Source organism: Coleofasciculus sp. H7-1 (genome assembly GCF_057473865.1).
Window position 1 is genome coordinate 96,414 of the sequence record NZ_JBYCCT010000053.1, and the last position, 25,699, is coordinate 122,112.

Annotated in this window: 22 protein-coding genes and 1 pseudogene; 15 read left to right on the top strand and 8 right to left on the bottom strand. The window is 47.7% G+C overall.

Annotated features, from left to right (window positions below; translation table 11 throughout):
• Positions 1–102: 102 nt before the first annotated feature.
• On the bottom strand, positions 103–2,157 hold the full coding sequence (locus AC2VDX_RS13295) for an S-layer homology domain-containing protein (RefSeq protein ID WP_378179307.1): 2,055 nt from the start codon (positions 2,155–2,157) through the stop codon (positions 103–105).
• A 131-nt stretch (positions 2,158–2,288) separates the two neighbouring features.
• Here AC2VDX_RS13295 and AC2VDX_RS13300 point away from each other — a divergent pair, with 131 nt between their 5' ends.
• Together AC2VDX_RS13300 and AC2VDX_RS13305 are read left to right on the top strand one after the other, a co-directional pair.
• A complete protein-coding gene (locus tag AC2VDX_RS13300; RefSeq protein ID WP_378179304.1) occupies positions 2,289–3,185 on the top strand; it encodes an alpha/beta fold hydrolase in 897 nt (298 codons plus the stop codon).
• Positions 3,186–3,610: 425 nt separating this feature from the next.
• A complete protein-coding gene (locus tag AC2VDX_RS13305) occupies positions 3,611–4,396 on the top strand; it encodes a DUF3891 family protein (protein ID WP_378179301.1) in 786 nt (261 codons plus the stop codon).
• Between the two features lie 264 nt (positions 4,397–4,660).
• On the opposite strand, the gene AC2VDX_RS13310 is transcribed toward AC2VDX_RS13305, so the two are convergent.
• Positions 4,661–5,221 (bottom strand): opioid growth factor receptor-related protein, encoded by a 561-nt coding sequence (locus AC2VDX_RS13310; protein ID WP_378179298.1) that lies wholly within the window; start codon positions 5,219–5,221, stop codon positions 4,661–4,663.
• 443 nt (positions 5,222–5,664) lie between these two features.
• On the opposite strand from AC2VDX_RS13310, the pseudogene AC2VDX_RS13315 reads away from it, so the two are divergent.
• The 6 genes and pseudogenes from AC2VDX_RS13315 to AC2VDX_RS13340 all read left to right on the top strand — a co-directional run.
• Positions 5,665–5,932, top strand: a pseudogene (locus tag AC2VDX_RS13315) (pirin family protein); the annotation flags it as partial.
• Between the two features lie 222 nt (positions 5,933–6,154).
• On the top strand, positions 6,155–7,045 hold the full coding sequence (locus tag AC2VDX_RS13320) for a hypothetical protein (RefSeq protein ID WP_378179295.1): 891 nt from the start codon (positions 6,155–6,157) through the stop codon (positions 7,043–7,045).
• A gap of 296 nt (positions 7,046–7,341) precedes the next feature.
• On the top strand, positions 7,342–8,052 hold the full coding sequence (locus AC2VDX_RS13325) for an SDR family oxidoreductase (protein WP_378179292.1): 711 nt from the start codon (positions 7,342–7,344) through the stop codon (positions 8,050–8,052).
• Positions 8,053–8,193: 141 nt separating this feature from the next.
• Positions 8,194–9,066, top strand: coding sequence for an MBL fold metallo-hydrolase (locus AC2VDX_RS13330; protein ID WP_378179289.1), 873 nt, complete (start codon positions 8,194–8,196; stop codon positions 9,064–9,066).
• A gap of 210 nt (positions 9,067–9,276) precedes the next feature.
• Positions 9,277–11,274 carry an iron uptake porin gene (locus tag AC2VDX_RS13335; protein ID WP_378179286.1) on the top strand — a complete coding sequence of 666 codons (1,998 nt, stop codon included), beginning with the start codon at positions 9,277–9,279 and terminating at the stop codon, positions 11,272–11,274.
• 172 nt (positions 11,275–11,446) lie between these two features.
• Positions 11,447–12,556 (top strand): hypothetical protein, encoded by a 1,110-nt coding sequence (locus tag AC2VDX_RS13340; protein ID WP_378179284.1) that lies wholly within the window; start codon positions 11,447–11,449, stop codon positions 12,554–12,556.
• Positions 12,557–12,614: 58 nt separating this feature from the next.
• Here the strand turns inward: AC2VDX_RS13340 and AC2VDX_RS13345 are convergent, their stop codons facing one another.
• Positions 12,615–14,303, bottom strand: coding sequence for a potassium channel family protein (locus AC2VDX_RS13345; RefSeq protein ID WP_378179281.1), 1,689 nt, complete (start codon positions 14,301–14,303; stop codon positions 12,615–12,617).
• Between the two features lie 253 nt (positions 14,304–14,556).
• Entirely contained in the window at positions 14,557–15,270 is a 714-nt protein-coding gene (locus AC2VDX_RS13350; protein WP_378179279.1) for a hypothetical protein, read from the bottom strand.
• 99 nt (positions 15,271–15,369) lie between these two features.
• Between AC2VDX_RS13350 and AC2VDX_RS13355 the strand changes: the two genes are divergently transcribed.
• Together AC2VDX_RS13355 and AC2VDX_RS13360 are read left to right on the top strand one after the other, a co-directional pair.
• Positions 15,370–15,786, top strand: coding sequence for a thiol-disulfide oxidoreductase DCC family protein (locus tag AC2VDX_RS13355; protein WP_378179276.1), 417 nt, complete (start codon positions 15,370–15,372; stop codon positions 15,784–15,786).
• 455 nt (positions 15,787–16,241) lie between these two features.
• The gene (locus AC2VDX_RS13360) at positions 16,242–16,754 is read left to right on the top strand and encodes a hypothetical protein (RefSeq protein ID WP_378179274.1); all 513 of its coding nucleotides are present in this window, start codon (positions 16,242–16,244) and stop codon (positions 16,752–16,754) included.
• A gap of 125 nt (positions 16,755–16,879) precedes the next feature.
• On the opposite strand, the gene AC2VDX_RS13365 is transcribed toward AC2VDX_RS13360, so the two are convergent.
• A complete protein-coding gene (locus AC2VDX_RS13365) occupies positions 16,880–17,311 on the bottom strand; it encodes a hypothetical protein (protein ID WP_378179271.1) in 432 nt (143 codons plus the stop codon).
• Between the two features lie 439 nt (positions 17,312–17,750).
• Here AC2VDX_RS13365 and AC2VDX_RS13370 point away from each other — a divergent pair, with 439 nt between their 5' ends.
• The 3 genes from AC2VDX_RS13370 to AC2VDX_RS13380 all read left to right on the top strand — a co-directional run bounded on the left by AC2VDX_RS13370 (position 17,751) and on the right by AC2VDX_RS13380 (position 20,392).
• The gene (locus AC2VDX_RS13370) at positions 17,751–18,602 is read left to right on the top strand and encodes an alpha/beta fold hydrolase (protein ID WP_378179268.1); all 852 of its coding nucleotides are present in this window, start codon (positions 17,751–17,753) and stop codon (positions 18,600–18,602) included.
• Between the two features lie 79 nt (positions 18,603–18,681).
• Positions 18,682–19,152 (top strand): photosystem II protein PsbQ, encoded by a 471-nt coding sequence (gene psbQ / locus AC2VDX_RS13375; protein WP_378179265.1) that lies wholly within the window; start codon positions 18,682–18,684, stop codon positions 19,150–19,152.
• A 142-nt stretch (positions 19,153–19,294) separates the two neighbouring features.
• Positions 19,295–20,392: an NAD(P)/FAD-dependent oxidoreductase gene (locus tag AC2VDX_RS13380; RefSeq protein ID WP_378179261.1), complete on the top strand. Its 1,098-nt coding sequence runs from the start codon at positions 19,295–19,297 to the stop codon at positions 20,390–20,392.
• Between the two features lie 220 nt (positions 20,393–20,612).
• Here AC2VDX_RS13380 and AC2VDX_RS13385 read toward each other — a convergent pair whose 3' ends face one another.
• The 3 genes from AC2VDX_RS13385 to AC2VDX_RS13395 form a co-directional block, all read right to left on the bottom strand.
• A complete protein-coding gene (locus AC2VDX_RS13385) occupies positions 20,613–21,776 on the bottom strand; it encodes a phosphodiester glycosidase family protein (RefSeq protein ID WP_378179257.1) in 1,164 nt (387 codons plus the stop codon).
• A 158-nt stretch (positions 21,777–21,934) separates the two neighbouring features.
• Complete coding sequence (locus tag AC2VDX_RS13390; RefSeq protein WP_378179498.1) at positions 21,935–22,351, bottom strand: NUDIX hydrolase; 417 nt, start codon at positions 22,349–22,351, stop codon at positions 21,935–21,937.
• 149 nt (positions 22,352–22,500) lie between these two features.
• Positions 22,501–24,600, bottom strand: coding sequence for a prolyl oligopeptidase family serine peptidase (locus tag AC2VDX_RS13395; protein ID WP_378179254.1), 2,100 nt, complete (start codon positions 24,598–24,600; stop codon positions 22,501–22,503).
• A 209-nt stretch (positions 24,601–24,809) separates the two neighbouring features.
• On the opposite strand from AC2VDX_RS13395, the gene AC2VDX_RS13400 reads away from it, so the two are divergent.
• Positions 24,810–25,109, top strand: coding sequence for a WD40 repeat domain-containing protein (locus AC2VDX_RS13400; RefSeq protein ID WP_378179251.1), 300 nt, complete (start codon positions 24,810–24,812; stop codon positions 25,107–25,109).
• A gap of 230 nt (positions 25,110–25,339) precedes the next feature.
• Positions 25,340–25,633, top strand: a complete 294-nt coding sequence (locus AC2VDX_RS13405; RefSeq protein WP_378179249.1) for a hypothetical protein — start codon at positions 25,340–25,342, stop codon at positions 25,631–25,633.
• The last annotated feature ends 66 nt before the right edge of the window (positions 25,634–25,699 follow it).

The window sequence follows — 25,699 nt, forward strand, 5'->3', positions numbered from 1 at the left end:
CACAGTTGTTGAAAACTGTGGAGTAACGGTTGATTTTATCAAGCCCGCGCTGGCAAGCTTTATTTGGATAGCTGCGACTTTATTTAGTCGTCAGACTAACTGTTACCGACCCTGACGACCCGGATTTCCAGGTGCTGCGCCTGCTCCTTCGTCGTTACTGGGCTTGTTCCGATTGGAATTGCCCGGATCGCAACCTTCAGGCCCATTACCGACCCCTTGGTTGCAATTCTGACGCTGATTTGGGCGTCGGGTGTCATCTACCTCACGGTTATCACCGGGGATTTCTTCTTCGCGGGTATCAACAGCTTCGCGCACTTTGGGGGGTTTCGCACCTTCTCCCACCACGTAAGGCGAGGCGATGTTCTGAGCCTTCCCAGTGCTGACTAAGGCTTGGTAGAGGAAAGCACACACCTCTGCACGGGTGGCTACTTGATTGGGTTTGAGTGACTGGACATTGGGATAGTTAACCACCAGACCCCGTTCTGTCGCCGCCGCAACCAAACTGCGGACGTTGCTAGGGATGGTAGAGGCATCGCTGTAAACTTGCAGCAGCGTTTCGGTGGTGCTACTGGCAGAAGAGTAATTCATTCCCTTCGCCAATGCCACTAAGATATCCAGGCGAGAAAGGTTTTGGGTGGGGTTGAATGCATTGCGGGAAACAGTGCCTAAAAAGCCCATTTCATAAGCTTCTTGGATAGCACTGTACGCCCAATAATCGGAGGAGACATCACGGAAGGCGATCGCATTCCGGACTTTATTCATCTCAAACGCTTTTCGCAGCATCGCCGCAAACTGGGCACGAGTCACCGGCTGATCCGGTCGGAAGCGACCATCGGGGAAGCCTTCGATAATCTCTAACTCCGCCAGTTGGGCAATAAAATCTTTTGCCCAGTAGCCCTGCGGGACATCTGGAAAACTCGTCTGGATGGCTCGACTCATTCCCACGTTTTGATATTTTGCCAGCAGCTGGCTGACTTCGTAGGTAGCGTTATCGGCTTCTACCTCAATCACCTGCACCAGCTGACCGGGAGCCGATGTCAACAAGGCAGCCATTTCTGAGCTGTAAATGCTCATTGTCTCACCCGCCAGCGCCGATTCACCGCTGGTAAATGAGCTGGAATAAACGCTGGTCGCCGCCGAGGTCGAAATCTCGCTCGATTGGAACTGACTGACGTTAATTTGCTCGACGCTGCTCAGGAATGTGACTCGTTCCTGAGAGTCGATTTGGGTGTAGTAGTTGTAGGTGGTGGCACCGCTGTCGATGTTGCCATCTGCGTCGGCGTCAATGCCGTACACAGTCCGTACCACACGGGATTCAGACGGATTTCCTGACAAAATTAGGTTAACGGCGGCGTTTTCAGACAAGCATTCAAACTCGCTAAAGCCAATCAAGCGGTTTTGGTCGTACAGACGCACCACAACGCGATCGCCCGGATTCACTCCTTTGACAAACTTCGCTTTTTGCTTGATTTTGTATTTGAAGTCGCCGAGATACCGCTCTTGGGAATAGCTGTTGCCTTGTTTCGCCTTCACGGATACGCGAGTAATCACCTCTGTGAGGCTGCCAGAAGGTTGCAGAACGGCAAGGCTAAAGTTCCCTGCCGATTCGGTCATTGCCACCGTAGACCGCTGTGTGCGGACGGTACTCCTTTGCTCGGTGGTTTCCGTGCGACGGGTTGTCGTCTGTTGCCCAGTTGTGCTTTCCGACCGGAGTCGAGCCGTCAGCGTCTGGGTCGCCGTTTCATCCCACTTCACCAGCGAACCAGATTCGTTGGTGCGATAAACCCAAAATCCTTGTTCTTTGGCGCTAGCTACCAGCACCAGCCAGCCGGGAACCATTGCCTCGGTGCAGGAAACACCCGCTTCTGCCAACTCCAGGCAACCATTTGACCAAGTTTGCTTAGCCACTTGAAGAATGGTTAAGTCAGAACCTTGCATTCCTGTCCGTTGGGCAGCATCCTTTAAAACAGCTTCAGCAACTGCTTTTGGCAGCTGGGCGGTATCGTCTTCGGCTTGGCTGAGCAGAGTTCGACCCGATAAGGGCAGATTGCCAGTTGTTTGTCCAACTTGCGCGATCGCCGGGGCAACCGTTGTCATACTTAAACCGGCAGCAGCCAATGCCACGCTGCCTAAAAACACCAAGGAACTTCGCTTCATTAATCTCTTCTCACACCTAATCAAAACGGGTAGCGTGACTTTTAAAGTCGGTTAGATGTTCCTGGTTTACCTTTTTTTTATGATAGAGACGATTACGATAGAAAAATAGTTAACTAATCTTAATAATTATCGTGACGACTCAGCAGCTAAAAACAGCAAGTACCTTTGAAAAATTAAACTGGACTTGGCGAGGCTACCGGATTCAGTACACAGTCATGGGCACGGGTCGCCCTCTGGTGCTGATTCATGGCTTTGGCGCTTCCATTGGACACTGGCGCAAGAATATGCCAGCCCTAGCCGCCGGGGGCTACCGGGTATTTGCCTTGGATTTACTCGGATTTGGCGGTTCGGACAAGCCAGCCCTAGATTACACTCTCCAGTTGTGGGAAGAACTGATTAAGGATTTCTGGGAAACTCATATTCAGGAACCGGCAGTCTTTGTGGGCAACTCGATTGGGGCATTACTCAGCTTGATGGTAGTGGTGAATTATCCAGAAATTTCCGCTGGTGGCGTGCTGATTAACTGTGCCGGTGGCTTGAATCATCGCCCCGATGAGCTAAATCTACCCCTGCGGCTGGTGATGGGAGCCTTCACCAAGCTGGTAAGTTCCAAAGTCGCAGGTCCGTTCCTGTTTAACCGCATCCGTCAGAAAGATCGTCTCCGTCGCACTCTCAGACAGGTCTACGTGAACCCTGAAGCCATCACTGATGAACTGGTGGATATGCTTTACGATCCTTCCTGCGACACGGGCGCTCAGCAGGTTTTTGCCTCAATTCTCACGGCACCTCCTGGCCCTAGCCCAGCCCAGTTGTTGCCAAAAATACAACACCCGCTGCTGGTACTTTGGGGAGAAGATGACCCCTGGACGCCGATTCAGGGTGCGGCGATTTACAAAGAGCTAAGTGAGAATGGGCAACCCGTGAAGGTTGTGGGCATTCCCAAAACGGGTCACTGTCCCCATGATGAACGACCGGACGTGGTGAATCCTTTGATTTTGGATTGGTTGGCTCAGATGAGCAGTCAATAAAACTTCCGGTTCATCTGTTGTTGCGCCTACTTTTGAACTTGAGGGGACGCTCTAGCACACGCTTCGCTAGAGCGTCCCCTCAAGTTTGATCGCGCTTCATTAACCAAAACTTACGCAAATATCACCACATAGTAAGGGCAACCACAGGGGGATTGAACCCGAAAAAACGCTATATGTATCAGCTTTGCGTAAGTCCTGTTAACCTAACGTTGTATCCGACATCCTCGATCCCTTCTTGCCTTCCTTAAAAAGGAGGGAAATTACGATTACCCCATTCACCGCCGATGCCGTTCGAGGAAATCAATCCCGGAGTGGACAGACTCGTGGGGCGCGAACGGTTTAAATGGATGCAGCACGGCTTGCTGCGATCGCGATACATCAAACTCATTCCGAGTATATTTAGGAAGATGCGGTAGGAACGATTAATGCTATATCGCAAAGAACCAGAGGGGCTGATAGCGATCGCGCAGCTTGCCCATGCGTGGGTATCGGGTCAATTGGCACAAGCTTGGGGAAATGAGTATTTTGGGAAGTTGGCACCTAGAGAAGAGGTTTGCTTAGGTGCCGAGCAACATGATATTGGCTGGCTGTCCTGGGAAACAACGCCCACCTTCAACCCAAAAACAGGTTTGCCGCACAGCTTCACGGAATTACCGAGAAAAATCCATATAGATATTTGGTCAAAAGCCGGACAATTAGCGATCGCGCAAGGAAGATATCCAGCGCTGTTGGCTTCGCTGCACGGTACGCGCCTCTACGAGAACTATGACGCTAGCAATGACTCGCCAGAAGATGTCCATCTCGTGCAGGACTTCCTGGGGCGCGAACAGGCTTTCCAGAAGGAATTAATTGCGACCCTCCGCAACGATCCGAACTACGCACCCTACAGCACACCAGAAGCGATCGCTCGGAATCGGCAGTTAGTGGCAATCTGGGATTGCTTATCGCTGATCCTGTGCATGAAGCTGACTAAAGAGCGTTCAGTGGAGAAGGTTCCCACCGCTGACGGCGAAATTACCCTGAAGCTGACGCCAGTAGCAGGCGATCCCACCCAGGTGGCGGTGAGTCCTTGGCCTTTTTCAGAGAACGCGGTGACGCTGGTTTGCGAAGGACGCTATCTATCGGAAACCTTCCGAGACGAGGAGACGATGCGGAACGCGATCGCTAAAGCACCTTGGGTGACGATTAAAACTCACCTGCACCCTGTGTAAGTACCGACTGGATTATGTAATTAATCGGTATTGATCAAAGCAACATATTGTGCTTACCGATAAAGGATTCGGTAGGGGCTTTCGCATTCGCCCCTACTGACTATATATTTTGCTTTTTTTGTCAAATACTTCTACTAGACAGATTTTCTAGGGAAATGAATATCGCCCGTTCTTTTATAAAAGAACAGGAGATTTTATCGGCGGTTTTTATGAGAATGTTCGGGGTTGATTGCCATTATCATTTGAACAATAAACCCCGCCAAATTAACTCATCTCAATTGCCCTTTTCCAAAAAGCATAAGTGTCGCTTCCAATTTTTTGACTATCTTCTGAGTAGATATTATCTAAACATTTGAAAAAAGCTTGAGCGTAATTTTCCAATCCCAGAGTTGTTAAACATTTTAAAATTCTGGCAATCCGAAGGTAATTATGATTCAGAGGCTCAATCCAAGTCCGTTTCCTATCTTGATATTTGTCAGATTTTGTTATTTGAATATTGTTGATATTTCCTTCATTACATTTCAGTCCATAAAACCTGAGCATTATTTTAAATGACTTTTGCAGACGTGTTTTGAGTAGGGCATCTGTCCGAAAAGCTTGAACAACTTCATCATCTAGAACCAGTGCATTAGGATTGTAACCACTTTTATCTTTCAGGGGAAAAAGCCACTGAATGTAGTCATGAATTCGCTCAAGTTTTTCGTAATTCCATGACCAGATATCGTCGATCATCCGTCCTTCTGAATCGGGACGCTGACTAAGATAGAAAGCTACAAGAGCCGGGGATGGTTTAGCAACCAATTCTTTGTCAGATGATTTTGTCATAAGTGTTCCTCTGCAATTAATCGAATGTTAACATCTGGGCAATCAGCTAGATTTGCGCTCATTGTAAGCCGAGAGAGGCTAGAGAAAGATCGAGGGAGCATTCTTAGGACTCGCCGCACATCACCACATAGTAAGGGCAACCACAGGGGGATTGAACCCGAAAAAACGCTATATGTATAAGCTTTGCGTAAGTCCTGATTCTGTTGCTTTCCGACCATTCAGATCCGAGGAGATAACTAGAGTATTTAGCGTTTCTCGTTATGGAACTATCTCGCCTCCCTCACAAAAGCCACAGTCGCCCAGTAGCGCTAAAAACAGTTATTAACAGTTGCATTAGTTAAAATAACCATTGATGATTTCAACTATGCCAATGTAGCTGCTAGCGCTTTAGCGATCGCATGAACTGACACCCGTGCCTAACTACTCAAACCGAGGTGCAAGCTATGAGTCAAGATCCGCTCAACCTAATCCACGACAGGCAGAATCGCGGTTACACCAAGCTGGGGCAAGCTGGATAGCTATCACACCTTTTCCTTTGGGGGTTTGTTTGACCCGAAGCGGATGGGATTTCGCACTCTCAGGGTGATTAACGAAGATAGAGTCGTACCCGGTTCTGGTTTCGGTGCCCACAGCCATCATGACATGGAAATCCTCACCTACGTCTTAGAAGGTGCTATAGAGCATCAAGATAGCTTGAGTAATGGGAAAGTGTGTTTATGCCAAATCTGACCGTGTGGCTGTCTGCTGAGTCACCAGAGGCACTGTGCTAGCGTCTTTTGGGCGGACTCACCACCTTTTTTTTCTTGGGTCAGTTTTTGTCTCCGATTGTTAGCCAACCTGTGAGTCAGCAAAAGGGAATGCTGTAGGGGCGGAGTCTCCCCAGCCATCCGAGGATTCTCGCCAATCCAATTAATCTAAAAAGAGTAGAAAACTATGACACAACCAATTCGCATTCTCCTACAGACAACCATCCCGACAACAGAAGATGACTGGAGCATTTGGCGCTTCTCGTTGTTACGCGACTATCTCGCGTCCCTGACAGATGAAGCGGGGAATCTCCTGTTTGAAGTGACAGAACGCGATCGCGTGTCAGATACAGATGGCAACGACCCGATTTTAAGCACCCTCGACCGCTCAGATTTTGACCAGCTATGGCTATTTGCATTAGATACTGGCGAAGGTCTGACGGAAAAAGATTGTGCAGGAATCAATGCATTTCGCCAACGCGGTGGAGGTATCCTCACCACCCGCGATCATCAAGATATGGGTTGCTCAATGTGCGGTCTGGGTGACATCGGCGCGATCCACTTTTTCAACACCAAAAATCCAGACCCCGACGAATCTCGCTGGTGCATTGACGACCCCTACACAACCTATATTTCCTGGCCTAACTATCATTCTGGACGCAACGGCGACTATCAAAAAATAACGCCCACAGAACCCATTCACGAACTTCTACACAATCCCAATTCACCTTCTGGATTGGTCGAATATTTTCCAACTCATCCCCACGAGGGCGCAATCGGAGTTCCCGCAGGCGCAAAGAATGCTCGTGTTATTGCAATGGGCAAAAGCTTAATTACAGGTCGTCCCTTTAATCTGGCTGTTGTTATCGAACGTGAAAAAGACGCTCGCGGTAACACCCTAGGACGTGCAGTTGCTGCATCAAGTTTTCACCATTTTGTCGATTACAACTGGGACATCGAAAAGGGTTGTCCCAGCTTTGTGGATGAGCCTCCCGGCGATGGCATGAACAAAGAGCCACGCGCCCTAGAAAATATCAAAACTTATGTGCGTAATGTTGCTTTGTGGCTTGCGCCGTAATGCGTGCAGGGAACCGTATTCGTGTTGCTAATTTTGCTCCTGTACGCTCATCTATAGATTCGCACTCTCCCTGTAGAGACGCGATTAATCGCGTCTCTACACTAAGGCGAATACTCGCGCACAACTTAAATAGGATTGCTATAGCAATTACCAGCAGTTAACCAGATTCTGAGCAACTTGCCAAAGAATCGGCTGAGACTTCATTTATAAATCAATCCTGAAGCTTTCACTGAACACTCAATAAAAGCAAAAAAGTCTAGAGTAGAAACAGAGGAATCAGCGGGAGCAGAGGAGATATGATGAAGAAAGCCGCAATTGTCACGGGTGCCAATCGGGGACTGGGGTTTGAAACTTGCCGACAACTGGCAAAGAGAGATATCCAAGTTATTCTTACCAGTCGTGACGAAGCAAAGGGGAAAGCAGCGGTTGAGAAATTGCAAGCTGAAGGCTTGAATGTGGTTGCTCATCCGCTTGATGTCACCAATGCAGAGAGTATTGAGCATCTTGCTCAGTTTATTCGCAATCAGTTTGGGCGATTAGATATTCTGGTGAACAATGCTGGAATTGCTAGAGATCCTTTAGGAGATTCAGAGGGTAGTATATTCAACGCCAAGGTTAGTACCATCTGCGAAACGATGGAGACAAATTTACACGGTCCATTACTACTTTGCCAAGCGTTAATTCCGCTGATGAAACATCACTATGGGCGCGTTGTTAACGTATCATCAGGAGCAGGACAGTTATCCGACATGAAAACTGGATTTCCCGCTTATCGAATGTCCAAAACCGCATTAAATGCCCTCACGCGGGTTTTTGCCAATGAGTTGCAAGGCACCAATATTTTAGTGAATTCTGTGTGTCCTGGCTGGGTGAGAACTGATATGGGTGGCTCAAATGCTACAAGGTCTGTTGAGCAAGGAGTTGAAACAATTGTGTGGCTGGCTACCCTTCCTGATGATGGCCCCACAGGTGGATTTTTCCGCGATCGCCAACCCATCCCTTGGTAAGCACAATAGCATCCTATTTCTGCAAATTGAGCATTTTCTATCTCCCTGGTTCGAGCGTCCAATATTGATGGCTGCATCAACCACTTTAAGGCATTGATTTTGCACCAAAAGTTTTTTAAAAAAATCCAATTAGGTTAGATTATGGCTCATTTAACTCAGCGTCACCCGGAAAATGTTAGTGGCGATTTTTACGTCGATACTACTTGTATTGATTGCGATACTTGTCGCTGGATGACTCCAGAGGTATTTTATCGCACCGATGAGCAGTCAGCAGTTTATCATCAGCCAGAAAATGAGGCTGAAAGATTAAGAGCAATGCAGGCTCTTTTGTCTTGTCCTACCGCTTCGATTGGGACTGTCGAGAAGCCAAAAGACGTTAAAGACGCTCAGCACAGTTTTCCGATTTTAGTGGCTGAAAATGTCTATCATTGCGGCTATCATGCAGAAAATTCCTATGGCGCTGCCAGCTACTTAATTGTGCGACCGGAAGGCAATGTGTTAGTTGATTCTCCCCGTTTTACGCCTCCTCTGGTGAAGCGACTAGAGGAAATGGGGGAGATTCGCTATATGTATTTGACGCACCGAGATGATGTGGCGGATCATCAAAAGTATGCCGAGCATTTTGGGTGTCAGCGCATCCTTCACACCGATGATATCGATGCTGGGACTCGCAATGTGGAAATTCAACTAACTGGCTTAGAACCAGTACAGTTGGAGCCAGATTTGTTAATTATCCCAGTGCCCGGTCATACAAAAGGTCACACTGTTTTACTGTACAAAAATAAATTTCTGTTCGCGGGAGATCATCTCGCTTGGTCGCCAAGTCTAAATCACCTGTTTGCCTTCCCCGATGTCTGTTGGTACTCGTGGCCTGAATTGCTCAAATCAATGCGATCGCTAGCTAATTACTCCTTTGAGTGGGTGCTACCCGGTCACGGACGCCGATACCATGCTGACGCCGAAACGATGCGCCAGCAGATGCAGCAGTGTATCGCCTGGATGGAAGCGCGTTAAGGTCTTTTTGATTTCCCAACCCCTTGAACAAGGGAGCTAAAAGCACACCATGTAAGAAAGATAGCGCTTAAATGCGTAACTTTTGACGCGAAAAGCTGATATCGCAACGGCATTCCCGACGGGGGTGCCGTTTTTTTTACTTGATTTCCTGAAGTTAGTAATTTCGCTTGTCAAAGGTAACGGCTATGTATCCAGAATGACTAGAATCTCATGAGCGACTTCAGCCTGGTAGTTGTCGGACTGTTAACTGCTGGGAAAAACTCAACTTTGCCACTCTCAGCAGCAATGCCTCAGCCATCCGAGCGATCGCGATCGCTCGATGCAACTGAGCCTCAACCCATTTTGCAGCCTGCCGTCACGGTTGAAGTCACGCAGCCAGAATTCTCAACCTCCAATCGCCTGACTTCTCAAACCAGTCGATTGGAGAACCTAACCCCCCGCCCCCTTCCCTACCAGGGAAGGGGGAATATTACTCCCCTCTCCTTGCAGGAGAAGGGTTGGGGGAGAGGTTCGTTGGTGGAAATGAGTTCTACGAATGCCTCCCAAGAGATACCCGCAACAACTCAGCCGAACGATCCTGTGCAACAGACGATCTCCCCAACCCCCCTTAATCAGGGGGGCGGGGGATCTGATAGGTGGCAGCAAAACAGTAAATTGGTATTAGAAGACACGACTGACGGCGATGAATCAGACGATCCAATGGCGCAAATGACATCAGTCGATCAACTGACAGATGTTACTCCCGCAGATTGGAGTTACCAAGCCCTAAAAAACCTGACAGAACGGTATGGAGTCATCTCCGGCTACCCGGATGGCAGCTTTCGCGGCAACCGTGCCCTCAGTCGCTACGAATTTGCCGCCGCCCTGAATGCTGCCCTGGAAGCAATTTTGTCACAACTCCAAGGCATTCCTAAAGATGATTTGGCGACCCTGCAACGGCTTCAACAAGATTATGCCGCCGAACTAGCAGAAGTTAAAGGTCGAGTCGATAACTTAGAAAGTCGCACCGCACAGCTCGAAAATCAGCAATTTTCTACCAATACTCGACTATTTGGGCAAGCAATTTTTGGCTTGCAGGGAAGCAATCAAGTGGATGTAGATTTGTTCCCCAGAGATGGGGTGCCGGAACGTTCTGGTGAGGCTCAGTTGACTCTGGCAAGTAACGTTCAAGTATCTCTGGCAACCTCGTTTACAGGGCAGGATTTACTGCTGACGGGTCTTCAGGGTGGAAATCTCGCCTCTTCTGCACCCTATGTTTTCACGAATATGGGTCGGTTATCGACTGAGTTAGAAACCAACAACGACCTGATTTTGAGCGACCTTTCCTATCGGTTTCCAGTCACGGATAACTTTGGCATTATTGTTGGTGCGGCTGGTGTTAACCCTGCTAATACGTTTCGCGGCATCAATCCTTTGGAAGGTTCGGGAGATGGTTCCATTTCCTTATTAGGTCAGCGCAACCCCATTCTGTCAATTGGCAACGGTACGGGCGGCATTGGATTTGACTGGCAAATTAACAAGCGCCTAAGTTTACAAGCCGTCTATAGTGCTGAACTTCCTAGCTTTACAACTAATAGCAGCCAAGGTGGATTATTCGGTGGTAGAACCAGCGCAGGCGTGCAGTTAACAATTGCACCTACGAATAATCTAGATATCGGGTTGCACTATATCTATTCTCACTCTCCCGATGGTTTGCTGGGTATCGGCACCGGCGACAATCAATTAATCTCGCCCCTGGCACCGATTATTTCGCCATCTACTTCTTTTGCCTTTAATACTCACGCCGTGGGAGCGACTTTGGCTTGGCGCGTTAACCCTAGATTGACTTTGGGAACTTGGGGAGGCTGGACTTCTTCAGATCCGGTGAATCTTTCGGGTTCTGTGGAAACTACAAATTGGATGTTATTTTCTGCGTTTCCTGACTTATTGGGGAGAGGAAATTTGGGGGGGATTTTGTTTGGACAGCCGCCGAAAATTACTTCCAGTACCTTGCCGGATGGCTTCAATCTTCCCAACTTTTTGACCAATTTGAGTGGAACGCCGGGAGGGCGTCGTGACACTGCTTTGCACCTAGAACTGTTTTATCGAGCCAGATTGACGGATAACATTTTCCTGACTCCAGGGGTGTTGGTGGTTTTCAACCCCGACCATAATGCGGCAAATGACACGTTAGTAGTGGGAACGGTGAGAGCAACTTTCCGGTTTTAAGGACAAAAGCTAGTAAAAGCGAAAAAGCTCTGATAAATGAAATAACCCGTTGCGGTTTCGGCAAATTTCCCCAGTATATGTGATTGAGTGAGGCACAAATTGGTGGAAGCTTTGCTTTGCCATCAATGCGATCGCTCTATTTTTTGGCTAACACTGATAGGAAAGAATATTTATGCGATCGCTATCTTCAAAAACTCACCTGAGTTTGAGCTTACTGATTAGCAGTAGTTTAACCGCTACGATCGTTGGCTTGGGAGCGAATGGTGCTTTTGCCCAAGTAACCATTAACAGTACTGGCACAGTCACGGGTACCTTTACCCTTCCCCCCGCTAACCCAAATTTTAACCAAAGCACAACTAGAGTTGACACCAATGCCGCAGGGCAATATTTCCGCAACGGCGTCCTCGTGTACACTGCACCCAATCCTGGCTATGTAGGAACCAAAGCGGATGGCACTCAGTATGTAGACTTTCGCGGCATTCCCGTTGTCTCTACGAATGGAACCATTACCTCTCCGGTTCTGACTAGCGGCAATCTTCAACCCAAAAACCAAACCGGACAAGTAGGAACCACCTTATTTGGAACAATTCAGGATGAATTTGTCGCCAGAGGTTACTGGGAAGGCGTTGTCACCGATCCCAAAACCGGGCAACAGTATCAAGGTGTATTTGAAATTAGGGGTCAAGGGCCTAGATATAGCGCTGCCAATGGAGGCACTAGCCCCACGGTATTTGATTTTGGATCTGAATACAATTTCGGCAATGGTCTGCCCCCCACCGTGCCAAAACCGCTTCCGACCTTTACTATCCCTGCCGGTGGTATGCCGGTGAAATTACAGGTGAAAGTGCCTGCGGATGCCGTCTTGATTACTCCAACACCTTCCCCAACACCTGTCCCTGCCCCTGCACCAGCCCCTGCACCAGCGCCAGCGCCTGCGCCTGCCCCAACACCTGCGCCTGCCCCAACACCTGTCCCAGCACCCACATCTTCCGCAACACCCGCCCCAGCACCCATCAGCAGTGGCGGTAGTCCAGCCAGTGGAGGAACCCCATCCCCATCCGGGACAAATGTGCCTCCCTCACTCTTCAGCCGCAATGACTCTACTGCGGTCAATCATGCGATCTTAGATTCCACGACAGCCGCAACCAGTTGTACGCCCAAGCAAGGCAGCAACTCAACAAGTGTCCCATCTTCTGCCAACGAGCCGACGGCAGGCTGCCCCATTGAGCTGACGACATCTGAGCAACCCGTTGGGCCTCGGAGTCGAGTGCTGCTGCATTAACCGTCCCTACAAAGCGTCAAAACATTATTGACCAAAGCTTCTAGCTAGTACAGACTCATCAACTAGCTAGAAGTTGAGAAGGCGTCACGCGCCACAATTGCTCTAGCCGATTTGCTGGCATCGTCAAATACAAAATATCGCCAGCACTGAGGCAAGTTTCCAAAACATCCCAGCCGTGAATCGTTTGGCAGTTGGTTTCAATATACAAAGGCACAAAGTCGGCATCCATTGCCGATTCTTGAACGCGCTTGCCACAAAACGGATGCCCCGGTGTAATCATGGTGGCTAAGGCAATCCAAAGACTATCGCCAGTTATTCCATTGCCTAAAATTCGTCCTCCTAAAGCCGCTGCTGCGAAGGAAGGTGCGGCTAATTCAGTCGGACTCAGCACGGCATCAAATTCAAACACCTTTTGCGCTTGGGATGCAAACTGGGGGTCTTGATTACGCACTACGACGGCTAACTTCGGTGCAATCCCTTTGGCGCTGAGGGCAATCTCTAAATTCGCCATATCGTCGCTGGTGACAGCTAAGAGGGCGTCTGCCTTGTCAACATTGGCAGCTTTTAGGGTGGCAGATAAACTGGCATCTCCTTGAATTATTGGCACTTTCAAAGCGCGGACAGTGTTGAGAAAGCGATTGTTGGCGTCGCGTTCGATGACAACTACCTCATGTCCGTGGGTATGGAGTTGGTTGACGATTTGAACCCCGATGCCACCGAGTCCGCACACAATGTAGTGATTTCGCGCTGGAACCCTTGCGGCGTCCCAAAATTGTTTGAACCGGGTGCCTAAAACAAAATCGTTGAGGAGAGCATAGCAAATCCCAATTACACCAGCACCGACTAGCATCATCATTGCGGTAAAGATTTTAATGCTGTCGGGTGCGTGTTCTGCGACTTTCTCGTTACCACCGGCACCCGTAATCATGCCAACCGAAAAATAAAGGGAGTCAACTACAGAAATTTTTGCATCGACACAAACATAAGTGAGCGTGGCAATAAAAACTGTGATCAGGAGGACAAGGGTAACAACCGCTATCGGTTGACCGTGTTGCTGAAACTGTCGTAGGTTGGTAAAGACTTTGAGCAGTTTTGGAAGTGCGGGTTTGCGGGAGGTGCGGACGCTGGGTTGGGTGCCAACAATTAAGCGATCGCCTATTTGCAACTTTTGCCCATACACTACGGCAGAAATCAGATCCATCTGACTGTCTACCGGCAAATAGTAAATCAGCATCCGAGAACGGTCATCCCACAAGTCACTTAACTTGCAACCGATCCAAGGATGCGTTTCATCGATATATTCTTCGTGGATGGGCCAAGTTTGGTTAAACAGCCGCAACTGCCCAATCGCTTGACTTCCCAAGGCGGCAAAGGCAAACACGGGTGCTGCTAGGGCAGCAACGCTCATGGTGACGTGATCTGCAAGCGTCTGGTTGAGGCGATCGCCCAAGCTAGTATTAAACAACCGATTGATAATCCGAATCCGAGGATTGAGAATTCGTGCTTGGGTGAGAATCGCTAAGTTCAGCGCCTCGTCTTCCCCAGCCAGCACTAACGTTTGGGCTTCCTGAATCCCCGCTGCTTTCAGGGTAGAAGCTGCCCGTAATTCTCCTATTACGACATCATAATCTTCATCAGGAATCGATTCGGCGTGGATGCCAATCACGCTCGCTCCCTGCTGTCTTAGCAAGCAAAATATTTTATACCCAGTCAGACCCAAGCCGCAGACAATAATTTTGGGTTTCATCCCGCCTAATCACTGCCTAAATATTCGTGCAATTGAATATTCTTACTGAGTTCTGCTCAAAGGACTGTAGCTGAATACACCGCTAAGGCATTGCTTGCCTTCAGGCGATCGCGACAAGCAATGCGCTGAGTACACCACGCAGGCGATCGCGCTTTGAAATCCTTTAGATTTTGCACCAGTTACAATAATCCGCCAAAAAATCTATTTCTTGGCGGGTTTTGAGGCTAATTGAGAATGATGCAAGATGTCAAACTCACTTCTTTTTTGCGCTGTTGCGCGTGCGGGATTGCTTGGTGCTGCGTGTCTTTTTCTGCTTTTCCTTGGGAACTTTAGAGCTTGTGGCTTTGCTTGCACCAGCCTCAGCTGCTAAAGAATCTAGTAGTCCACCGAACATTCCAAAAGATTCAGAGTTTTGAGCCGCAATTTTAGGGGCAATGTTGGCATTATAGAACTGCTGGAATTTTTCTAATCCTTCTGGAGTCGTCATATCAAAGCCTGCTTGTTGACCCATCGCAAAGAATGACTTTGCCAGACCAAATCTGGAGGAGTCATTCATGATGTTCTTGAATTTGGGTTGAATTTGGCGCAGATAGGTCAAGATTGAGCCTGCATTGCTGAGTTTAAATTCGCGCTTCAGAAATTGCCAAAACGCCATTAGTTCTGGAATTGCATCATCAGCTTCTTCCGGGGAGAGGAGGGAAACTTTTCTGGGGAACAGACCTTCTACAACGGTTTTGACATCATTCTTGGTCATCTTGGGCAGGGTGAAGCTTTCGTAGCAGTAGCCGTAGTAAATAAGTTGTGCTATCCAAGCTCCCATTTCTGGGTTAGTTTCAAGATAGGTCTGCCCTTCGGGAGAATTAGCAAACAGGTTGATTAGGGTATCCTGGTAATCATCCAGAATTGGCTCTGCTGCGTCGTAGTCGAGATCGTCAAGTTGATGGATATCAAAGGGTGTATCTTCCATATTCAGATGTTGAGTTATTGAAGTTAAATTTACTCTACAGCCTGGGTGTATGAGTCGAAAATCCGTTTCAAATTAATTCTAAAAAAATATGTTAGCTCAATGACTTACCACGTAATTTATGACGGCAACTGCAATCTCTGCGTCACCCTCGTGCAACTGCTGGAAGGTTTAGATAAGGGGCAGATGTTTCAGTACATCCCGATGCAAGATCCAGAAGCCCTCAACCACTTTGGAATTACATCCCAAGATTGTGAAATGGGGATGATTTTGATTGATGCCGATACGCCTGGGAGACGGTGGCAGGGAAGTGATGCGGCAGAAGAAATTGGGCGATTGTTGCCAATGGGCAGCGTATTTGTGGATGCATATCGAACTTTACCGGGAGTGAAGTGGATGGGCGATCGCACTTACGAACAAATCCGCGATAACCGTTACACCATCTTTGGCAAGCGTTCTTCTACTTATCAATCTAGTTACCCAGTTAGTTTTTGTTCCACAGGATGTGTGACGGAGTAAGAAACCACAAAAACATTAGGTGGAAAAGTAGGGGCGAAGCATTCGGGCATTAAATTACTGCTGTGAAAAGATAATTTATCTATCCGAATGCTTCTCCCATACAGAATTGGGATGCTCGCTTCAAAGTTTTCCTTCTCCAGGTAGACGCTAAGCAGTAGTTTTCGCTTTTAAAATAATTGTTAGCAGTTGCTGTCCCATTGCGACAAGTCGCCGATTAAAAGCTGGTGACGTGGCTTTACAATTGCTGCCTTGGGGCGGTCATTTAAAAACAGTGGGAAAAACTTTATCAACAGGACTTACGCAAAGCTTATACATATAGCCTTTTGTAGAGGCAATCCCCAGGGGGTTGCGGTGGCAGATGTGGTGATATTTGCGTAAGTCCAGATCGAGTTATATCGGGGGGTTATCTACTGCTGTAGCGACTAGCTGCGAGTAGATGCGAGGAGATTTTGGCGATGAACAATAGATTTACGAATAACCGGGTTGCCGATAGAAAGCAAGTCATAACGAAGAGATTTTCCCAAGGGTTGTGGAACAGTGGCGGCGCGATCGCAGCTTCGCTGCTTGTCATGCTTGTTCCTGCTTGCGTAACTGTCGAGAAAGAAGCGGCTGCCCCTGAACCTACCACAGCCGTTGAAAAAGTTGCTCAAAACACGGATCAACTGATCGGTCAGACTGTGACGGTAAGTGGCAAAGTTGAAGAAATTGTTGGTCCCAAAGCGTTTCGGTTAGAAGACGAAAAAATATTCAGTGGCGAAAAAGTGTTGGTTTTGAATGCAGTTCCTGCCGCAGTTCCTATCACTGAAGGCAAGAATGTTACGGTGACAGGGCAAGTTCGTAAGTTCGTCCTGGCTGATTTTGAGAAAGATTATAACTTCACCAACGATTTGAATGTCAAGAAGAAAATGGAAGCCGAATTTGAAGGCAAGCCGGTAATTATTGCTCAGACAACCCAAGTCGTCGAGTAATTAGCTAAAATTTCTCTCTTCCCGTATCCCCCGCTTTTGCGAGGGAAGATCGGGAATAAATTTTTATTCAGGACGGTTGGGATGGGGTTTCCAAAGACTTGGCAACGGGTATCACCTAATTCGGTTTAAGCGATTTCTTCGCTGTTGAACAGTTCAAATATTTGCCGACAAAAGTGCTTCAGCTTTTCCCTCACTTCAGCCGCTGGCTGTGATTCCCCTACAAACTGCCACTCTTCAACGGTCGATAGAAGCCACTGTTTGCCTTTATGGTCAAAACCCGCTGCTTCGACACCGATAGCGCGGCGAATACCTGTCACGGGGTCTTCGTAAAACCGAATCTGCACCAAGATGCTGCGGCTTTGAAATAAGCGACTTCTGCCAGGAAAATGGAAGCCGATATCAATTGAATCGGGATCGACTAACTCTCTAGTATCCGGGTCATTTGCCCAAGGTTTTAAATCTGCCTTTGCATCAGAAAACTCAGATTTGAAGAGATTGACAATAGCAGCAATCTTACTAGCGACTTGTATGTTTGTGGCCTGTTCAGCTGCATTCACTTCGTTTGGGTTCCCCTAAACTTGCGCTTTTTCAGTTGTTTTGGCGTTTAAATATAACAGGATGTTCTCCACTTCGCAACTTGGTTGAGCATCCTTTTTTAAGTTTATTCGGTGACGCGATAAGAATGGTAAAGCTGGATACTATACAATTGTCTTTTTTTAAGGTATACTTAGAGAATGGAAATCTGTCCATTTTTCAAAGTTTCGCTCAGATTTTCATTATAAAGAATGAGCATTGAAAATAAATTTAAACTAATAATAACTATACCATAAAAAAATGCCAAGTTATCAAAAAATCATTTAACTTTTAATATTTCAGCAGCGGAATCTTAGATGCAATTTTAACCAGAATAGTAAAATTAAAAGTTGACTTGGTTTGCCGGAGATTCCCGCTTTTGCGGTAAGCTCTTTCCAACCGGGAGATGTGCAGGCAAAGATAGTGTCAACCAATGAGCAATTAATCAAAATCGGTTCCTTGGAATGGTTTTACCGAGAAGAGAATCCGATTGGTAGGACTGATAAACTGCCAGTTTTGCTGCTGCACGGGTTGCCGTCGCAGAGTTACAGCTGGAGTGCGGTAATGCCCGCATTAGCAGAGAAAGGGTATAGAGCGATCGCGCCTGACTGGATTGGTTTTGGCTTCTCGGCGAAACCAGACCGACGAGACTTTGCTTATACACCCGATACCTTCATTAACGCGCTAGCAGAATTCATCCAACACCTGGAAATCGAGCGATTCTATCTGGTAGTTCAGGGATTTTTGGGGTCTGTGGGACTTCAGTATGCGCTGCGTCATCCAGACCAAATCGAGCGCTTGGTTATCCTCAATACACCTGTGTCAACGACTGCCAAGCTGCCTTGGAAGATTCAACAACTGGGTCTGCCTTTTGTCGGCGATATGATAACGCAAGACCCGCTGTTAGTGGACAGAACCTTAGAAGGTGGTAGCCGTTACGTGATCTCAGAGAAGGATTTAGACATTTACCGCCGTCCCTACCTCAAAAGTTCGGATGCGGGGCGAAGTCTCCTATTTACCGTGCGGAATCTCCAACTTCAGCAGTCTATGGCAGAAATAGAATCCGGTTTTCGTAGCTGGACGCAGCCAACTTTAATTGCCTGGGGGATGAAAGACCCTTGGCTTCCCTTCACTCAAGCGCAACAGCTGGCTAGTTCCATCCAGAAGGCAGAAATCATGAAGATGGAAGAAGTCGGGCATTATCCTCAAGACCATTGGTCGGACAAGGTCAGCGATGCGATTCAAGGCTTTCTGCGTCGTCAGGCAATTGGGTAATGGGTAATATCATCTCTTTTTCTCTTTCCTTCTCGCGCTTTCCCCATTTTTCTCTAAAATGACAGGGGAAATTTGATTCATGGTTTCAAAAAAAAGGATGATGGCACGTTATCGGTCTATTTTGGGTTTAATTTTGGCAGTGGTAGCGACATTTACGATTAGTTGCGGTAGTGGGACTGCAGCAACAAAATCGGCTCCTAGCTACACGGCGGCTCAGATTGAGGAGATTGGGCGATCGCTTCCGGCAATTCAAGAACAGCGCGATCGCATCAATCAATTGCAAACCATAATCCAACAACGGCAGTGGGTAGATGTGGGTACATTTATGCACGGACCAATGGGAGATTTGCGACGGAATATGAACCGTGTGGTTGACAACTTGGCTCCCCAGGACAAACAAGCAGCGCGTGAAGCAGCAAAAGATTTATTCAACGATCTGGTCAGGATCGATCAGGCTGCTAAAGACGCGGATTATCAGCAAGCGGTGACTAACTTCCGCTCTGTATTGCAAGAGTTCGACGCCTTCTTGAACTTGATTCCGAAGGCATAGCCAATTGGGTAATGGGTAATTGGGAAAAAAGTCATTAGTCCTTGGTCATTTGTCATTAGTTCGTTGCTACTGGCTAAGAATTCAGGACTAATCATAATTACCGATTACCCATTACCGATGACCATTTCTCATGCGCTCTGTGATGAGTCAGGTTGTAATTATTGGATGCGGTGTTGTTGGGGCGGCGATCGCTTATGAACTCAGTCTAATTCCAGGGCTAACGATTACAGTCTTGGACAAGCAACCACCCGCACAAGCCGCCACTGGCGCTGCATTGGGCGTCTTAATGGGCGTCATCAGTCACAAAATCAAGGGCAATGCCTGGAAAATGCGGCAGACTAGCATCCAGCGCTATGAAACCCTAATTCCAGAGCTAGAAGCGCTTTTAGAGCGTCAGATCCCCTTCAACCGGCAGGGAATTCTTATGCTCTGCTTTGCTGGTGAAGATTTATCTCGTTGGGAAAAACTGGTAGAAATTCGCCAATCTCAAGGCTGGCATCTAGAAATTTGGGACGCCGCCCAACTTAAGTCTCGCTGTCCTCAGTTGAGTCATGAGACGATCGGCGCTATCTATTCTCCCCAAGATCGGCAACTCGACCCGGTTGCTCTGACTTTAGCTTTAGTTGATGCTGCCCAACGCAACGGCGTTACCTTCAAATTTGGCGTTACCGTCTTAGAAGATGAAGCAACAAATTCGGGCATTCGCCACATTCAAACAACAGCGGGGCAAATTGATGTTGATTGGTTAATTGTGGCAGCTGGGCTGGGTTCCACCCCACTCACAGCATCTTTAAAACAACCGATTGATATTCGCCCGGTATTGGGACAAGCGTTGCACTTGCGGCTAGCGCAGCCAATGGGGCGTGCAGATTTCCAGCCGACAATTACGGGCAATGATGTCCACATTGTGCCCGTAACTGACACAGAATACTGGGTCGGCGCGACGGTGGAGTTTCCCAGCAATGGGGATGAGATAGTGGCAGATGCCGCCCATCTGGATGCAGTCATGGCGCAAGCGATCGCGTTTTGTCCAAGCCTAGAGGAAGCCACAATCCTTAAAACTTGGTCGGGATTGCGTCCCCGCCCCGAAGGACGCCCCGCCCCCGTTATCGGTCTTCTGCCCGGTTACAGCAATGTTCTCCTCGCCACAGGTCATTATCGCAACGGCGTTTTACTTGCACCCGCCACCGCCCAAGCGATTCGGGAACTGATTGCGCGATCGCTCAATCAAGATAAATAATCGTTAATTTTTTTATTTAAATGCTTATTTTACTTAAAATAATTAAATTATTTTTAGTTAAGGTAGGTTGGGTTGAGGAACGAAACCCAACAAAACATAGCAATTGTTGGGTTTCGTTCCTCAACCCAACCTACAATTATTGTTAACTGAACCGTAACGATCCCACCCTTTAGGATGCAGGCTTTTTACAAACATTGAGATATATCCGTCAAGAGGAAGCTTATAGAGGAATCGAGGGGCGATCGCCTGCTTGAAAGCGTTGCCAAGATGTTTTCAAAGCTGAAGGAGCGGGATAATTAGTGTCATAAACAACAATTACATTCGTCAGGTTCCGTCCTGCGGGAAGCAAAATTCTTCCATTATGGGCTAAAGCTTCTGAAGCACCTCCATCCAAATTCATTGCTTCAATACAGCCAATCGCTTTCATAATGTTGGCTTCTTGTTGCAAAGATAGACTAGCGAGAAAAGAAATTAAAAATAATTGTTTTCGATTCGCTGGAAACCCAATCGCAGTGCGATATCCTACACCGAGAACATGAGGATCTGCGAAGCCTTCTAATTGCGGCGAGATAGAAATTTTTCCTTGTTTAATAAGTCTTGGCCCGCAAGTAATTGAAAACCAGTGTTGATCCCAATTCGGCTGTCCTTCGGTTCGTGCGGTAATCATTTCTAATTGATTACCTGCTTTAATCCCCAAGGTAGTACCATAGTTTTCCCAGCGGCTGTATTTAAGAAATCTGCCAGCAGCCACCATGTTACCCATCACCCACTTCTTGTTACTTTTGTCAAAAAAGGTGCCATTGGCTACCACAGCAGCCTTCTGACGCGCTACCAGCTTAGCAAAAGGTTCATCGCCGTTGCTCACCGTTGGCCCGTTGGCATAAGTCGCATTATTTGCTAATCCCAGAGTGATGAAAGTTTCGGGGTCGGAGAGGTCAATTGTGGTTTGATAAAAAGACACCCCAGCCACTGTTTTTTGGGTAACTTGTACGGGTTTTCCTTTGACAACAGCGGGACTCTTCACTTTGGGTTTAGAAGACGGCTGAGGTGGTTTAGGAGTGGCGCGGGTTTGCGGCGTTGGCGTCGGTAAAGACTCAGGAATGGTGCTGGTTTGTGGTGTTGGCGAAGGCAAAGGCTGAGGAGAGACGCTGCTTATCGGTGTTGGCGTACTACTGGGTAAAGGTTTTTGAGCGACCCTGTTTTGAGACTCCCATAAAGCGATCGCTTTTTCCCATAATTGACGAACAAGATTGGCAAAATTGGAGCGGTTTTGGGGAATTGAGAAGAATTCGGTTAATATTTGAGCAAGTGCTAGACCTACTAGAAATAGAAAAGTACGCCGCAGCATTTTACGGCAGCCATTGGGTTGTTTTCGATCTGGCATACTTCGCTTATTTCTCGTCTAGCTACTGAATATTGAGCGATAAGAGTAGAGCGATCGCGTCCATAAACAAGAGCGACTCTACTAAGTTTTAGCAGAAGCAACGATTGTCAAAAATTCCTGAAAAATACCTCCACTCCTAGCCCCGTAAACCATTCAAGCTATTCGAGAGGCGATTGTAGAGTTAAGAAGGTATCGGGGATGATCAAAATGCGTTTGAGTTCGGCTTCCTCAATGCGCTTAACCGCTTGTTTCACGCTAACCCACTGTCGCTTTCTAACGCTAGCTTCGGGCCAAACTTCCAGCACTGTTTCTACCTGCATCAAAAATACTTCAACCCGGCAGGTGCCCCCCCATTTTTGATACTCGTAAGTCCCCACCGAAGTCGGCAGCACCTGACCGACTATCCCCGCCTCTTCCCAGGCTTCCTTGGCTGCCGAAGCTTGTGGAGTCATAAACGGCTCAATCATTCCTTTAGGAATCACCCAGCGTTTGCCTGTCGAGGAAGTGATCAACAAAACTTCGATTTTTCCGTCTTTGATGCGATAGGGGATGATTGCTGATAACGCTGGGCTGATTTTAGATTCATGGAACTTATATTTTTTGGTGATGTTTGATAGGGGGTTGCTCCTTGGATTTGCTCTTCAAATCGGACAGATAAAGACTGATGATTGGGTGAGATAGCAATCGATTCGAGTAGAGCGATCGCGATCGCTCATCCGCGCCGTTACGCAAACACTTCCCGCACCAGCACCCGCACCAAGAAAGCCCACCGATCCGCAACTTCCTCAATAATTTTAGTCGTTGGCTTCCCAGCCCCATGTCCCGCTTTAGTCTCAATTCTAATTAATACGGGTGCAACACCCGCATGAGCTGCTTGCAAAGCGGCAGCAAACTTGAAACTGTGGGCAGGCACCACCCGATCGTCATGATCCGCTGTTGTAATCATCGTGGCTGGATAAGATGTCCCAGGTTTGAGATTGTGCAGCGGCGAATAGGCATAAAGCGCTTTGAACTCCTCCGGGTTTTCCGGAGAACCATAATCGGAAGTCCAAGCCCAGCCAATCGTGAATTTATGGAAGCGCAGCATATCCATAACTCCCACCGCTGGCAGCGCCGCACCGAATAAATCCGGGCGCTGAGTCATACACGCACCCACCAACAATCCCCCATTACTGCCGCCGCCGATAGCAAGTTTTGCTGGGGTTGTGTAGCCGTTGGCAATCAGCCACTCCGCCGCCGCCATGAAATCATCAAAGACATTTTGCTTATTCAGCTTCGTTCCTGCCTGGTGCCACTCCTCACCGTACTCGCCGCCGCCGCGCAAATTGGGGACGGCATAGACGCCACCCATCTCCATCCACACCAGACTGCCAACCGAGAAACTAGGCGTCAGGGAGACGTTAAAACCACCGTAGCCATAGAGATAAGTGGGGTTAGTTCCATCTAGTTGCAGCCCTTTTTTGTAGGTGATAAACATGGGCAGATGGGTGCCATCTTTGCTGCGATAAAATATCTGCTTTGTCTTATAATCGGCGGGGTTGAAATCAACTTTCGGCTGACGAAAAATTGTACTTTCACCACTGACCATGTCGTAGCGGTAAATAGTGGCAGGTGTCGTGAAACTGGTGAAGCTGTAGAAGGTTTCCGTGTCATAGCGCTTACCACCAAAACCTCCAGCCGAACCAATTCCCGGTAACTCGACTTCCCGCACAAAGGAACCGTTTAGCTCAAAGATTTTAATCTGAGTCCGGGCGTCTTTTAGATATTCAGTCACAAACTGATTATTGAGGATGCCCACGCCTTCGAGGACTTCTTCTGTCTGTGGGATGATTTCTTGCCATCCCTCCTTACTTACTGGAGACGAGGAGAGATTGCAGGTATCAATTGCGATCGCGCGTCCGCGAGGCGCATCTAAGTCAGTGCGAAACCAGAAGATTGAGCCATCATTGTCGATAAAACTATAGCTAGCCTCAAACTCGCTAATTAGTTCAATCACGGACGCCTCAGGATTTGTCAAATCCTGATAAAAGACCAAATTCTTAGGATCGCTTCCTCGCCACACGCTGATAATTAGGTAATGTCCATCCTCGGTGACGCCACCGCTGAAACCCCATTCTTTTTGGTCGGGGCGATGATAGATTAGGACATCCTCAGATTGTGGCTTACCTAGTTGGTGGTAAAAGAGTTTTTGACAGTAATTAATGTCTTCTAATTTGGTTGTTTCGTTCGGTTCATCGTAGCGGCTATAGAAAAAACCTTGGTTGTCTTTAGTCCAAGAGGCGCTAGAGAATTTAATCCACTTGAGATGATCCGAAAGGTCTTCGCCTGTCTCAACATCGCGTACCTTCCATTCTTGCCAGTCTGAACCAGAAGTGGATAAACCATACGCCATCAAATTCCCATCTTCGCTGATAGCAATACCCGACAGAGCAATGGTGCCATCTTCTGAAAGTTTATTGGGATCTAGCAAAACTTTTGGTTCGGCATCCAGGGACGTTAATGTATAGAGAACGCTCTGGTTTTGCAAGCCGTCGTTTTTGAAATAGAAATAGCGAAGTGCGCGATCGCCTTCTTTAAACGGAAGGCTGTATTTTTCATAGTCCCACAGTTGGGTTAAGCGTTGCTTAATTTGTTCCCGAACCGGAATTTCATTTAAATAGCTAAAAGTAACTTGATTTTGAGCCTCAACCCAAGTCTTGGTTTCATCCGAGTCCGGATCTTCTAGCCAACGGTAAGGATCGGATACCTTTGTCCCGTGATAGTCATCAACTCGATCGACTTTTTGGCTAGTTGGATAAGTGAGAGGTTTATCTGGATACTGCATAGGGTTGGACTCTTGGCAACACTGTCCAGTCTAGCGCCAGATTTGGTTGAGAAGAGGGCGATCGCTTCCTTCAAGAGTCCAGTTTGCAGGGGCAATTCTTTGAGACACCCAGTTTCTGGCAAAAAACTAAAGATCGAATTACATAAGTGCCAAATTGTGAGAGATATGTTTCCAGTAGATAATCGCCGCGCCTTCCCCAATCAACCTTGATGCGTCTCCAAAGAATTGGTCTATTTTTTCTCCCCTGGTTCGCCTTCGGTGTCTCAACCCCTTGCCTGTCTATTTTCCCGCAATATTGGCTACACAATCATGCGATCGCGCAAACTCCCAACAACCAGAAATTAGACCAAAATCCCGCCGCTAACCCTACTGCGTCAGGCAACTTTATTGATTACATCGCCCAATCAGCTCAACTGACTGGGCATTCTGGGAGTGTCAACAGCGCCAGTTTTAGCCCCGATGGCAAGCGGATTGTCACCGCCGGAACTGACGGCACCGCGCGGGTGTAGGATACCTCTGGCAATTCTGTACTGAGACAACTTTCTTCACATAACTACCCAGTTCTGCACTCTCGATTGTTCTTTGATATCTGGTTTACCTTTGTCTTAGATAAAAGTTTGACGAGCATGAGAGACCTGTTTTATCGGCTGAATCATGCGGGGATTCCAGTTGACATCTCTACCTTTTCTAAAGCCTGTAAAACTCGACAAGACCAGCATTTTTATCGCAGTTGAATTAATTGAGTGACTTAAGCGACGTAACCCAGCGACAGCGCTTCTGGTTAATGCCAATTGATTCAACGATTATTCCGCTGACAAGCAAGTTGTTTTGGCAGCAGGCATATCACCAAGTTAAGTTGATGAATGGCATCAATCTAACCCAAGGCAATTCAAGTGCATATCTGATTCATTTTGGGCAAGGACACGATGCACGCTTTGCTCTGATTCTATGTAGGGGCGATCGCCTTCACCACATCCACCGCGCGATCGCGCTTTGGCTGTTTTATACTGCTCAAGCAAGAAGCATCCCGTAGGATAAAAGATATCCACCTGCGACGGAATGACTATCTGTGGCTAAGTCTGAAGAATTGCATCCAGAG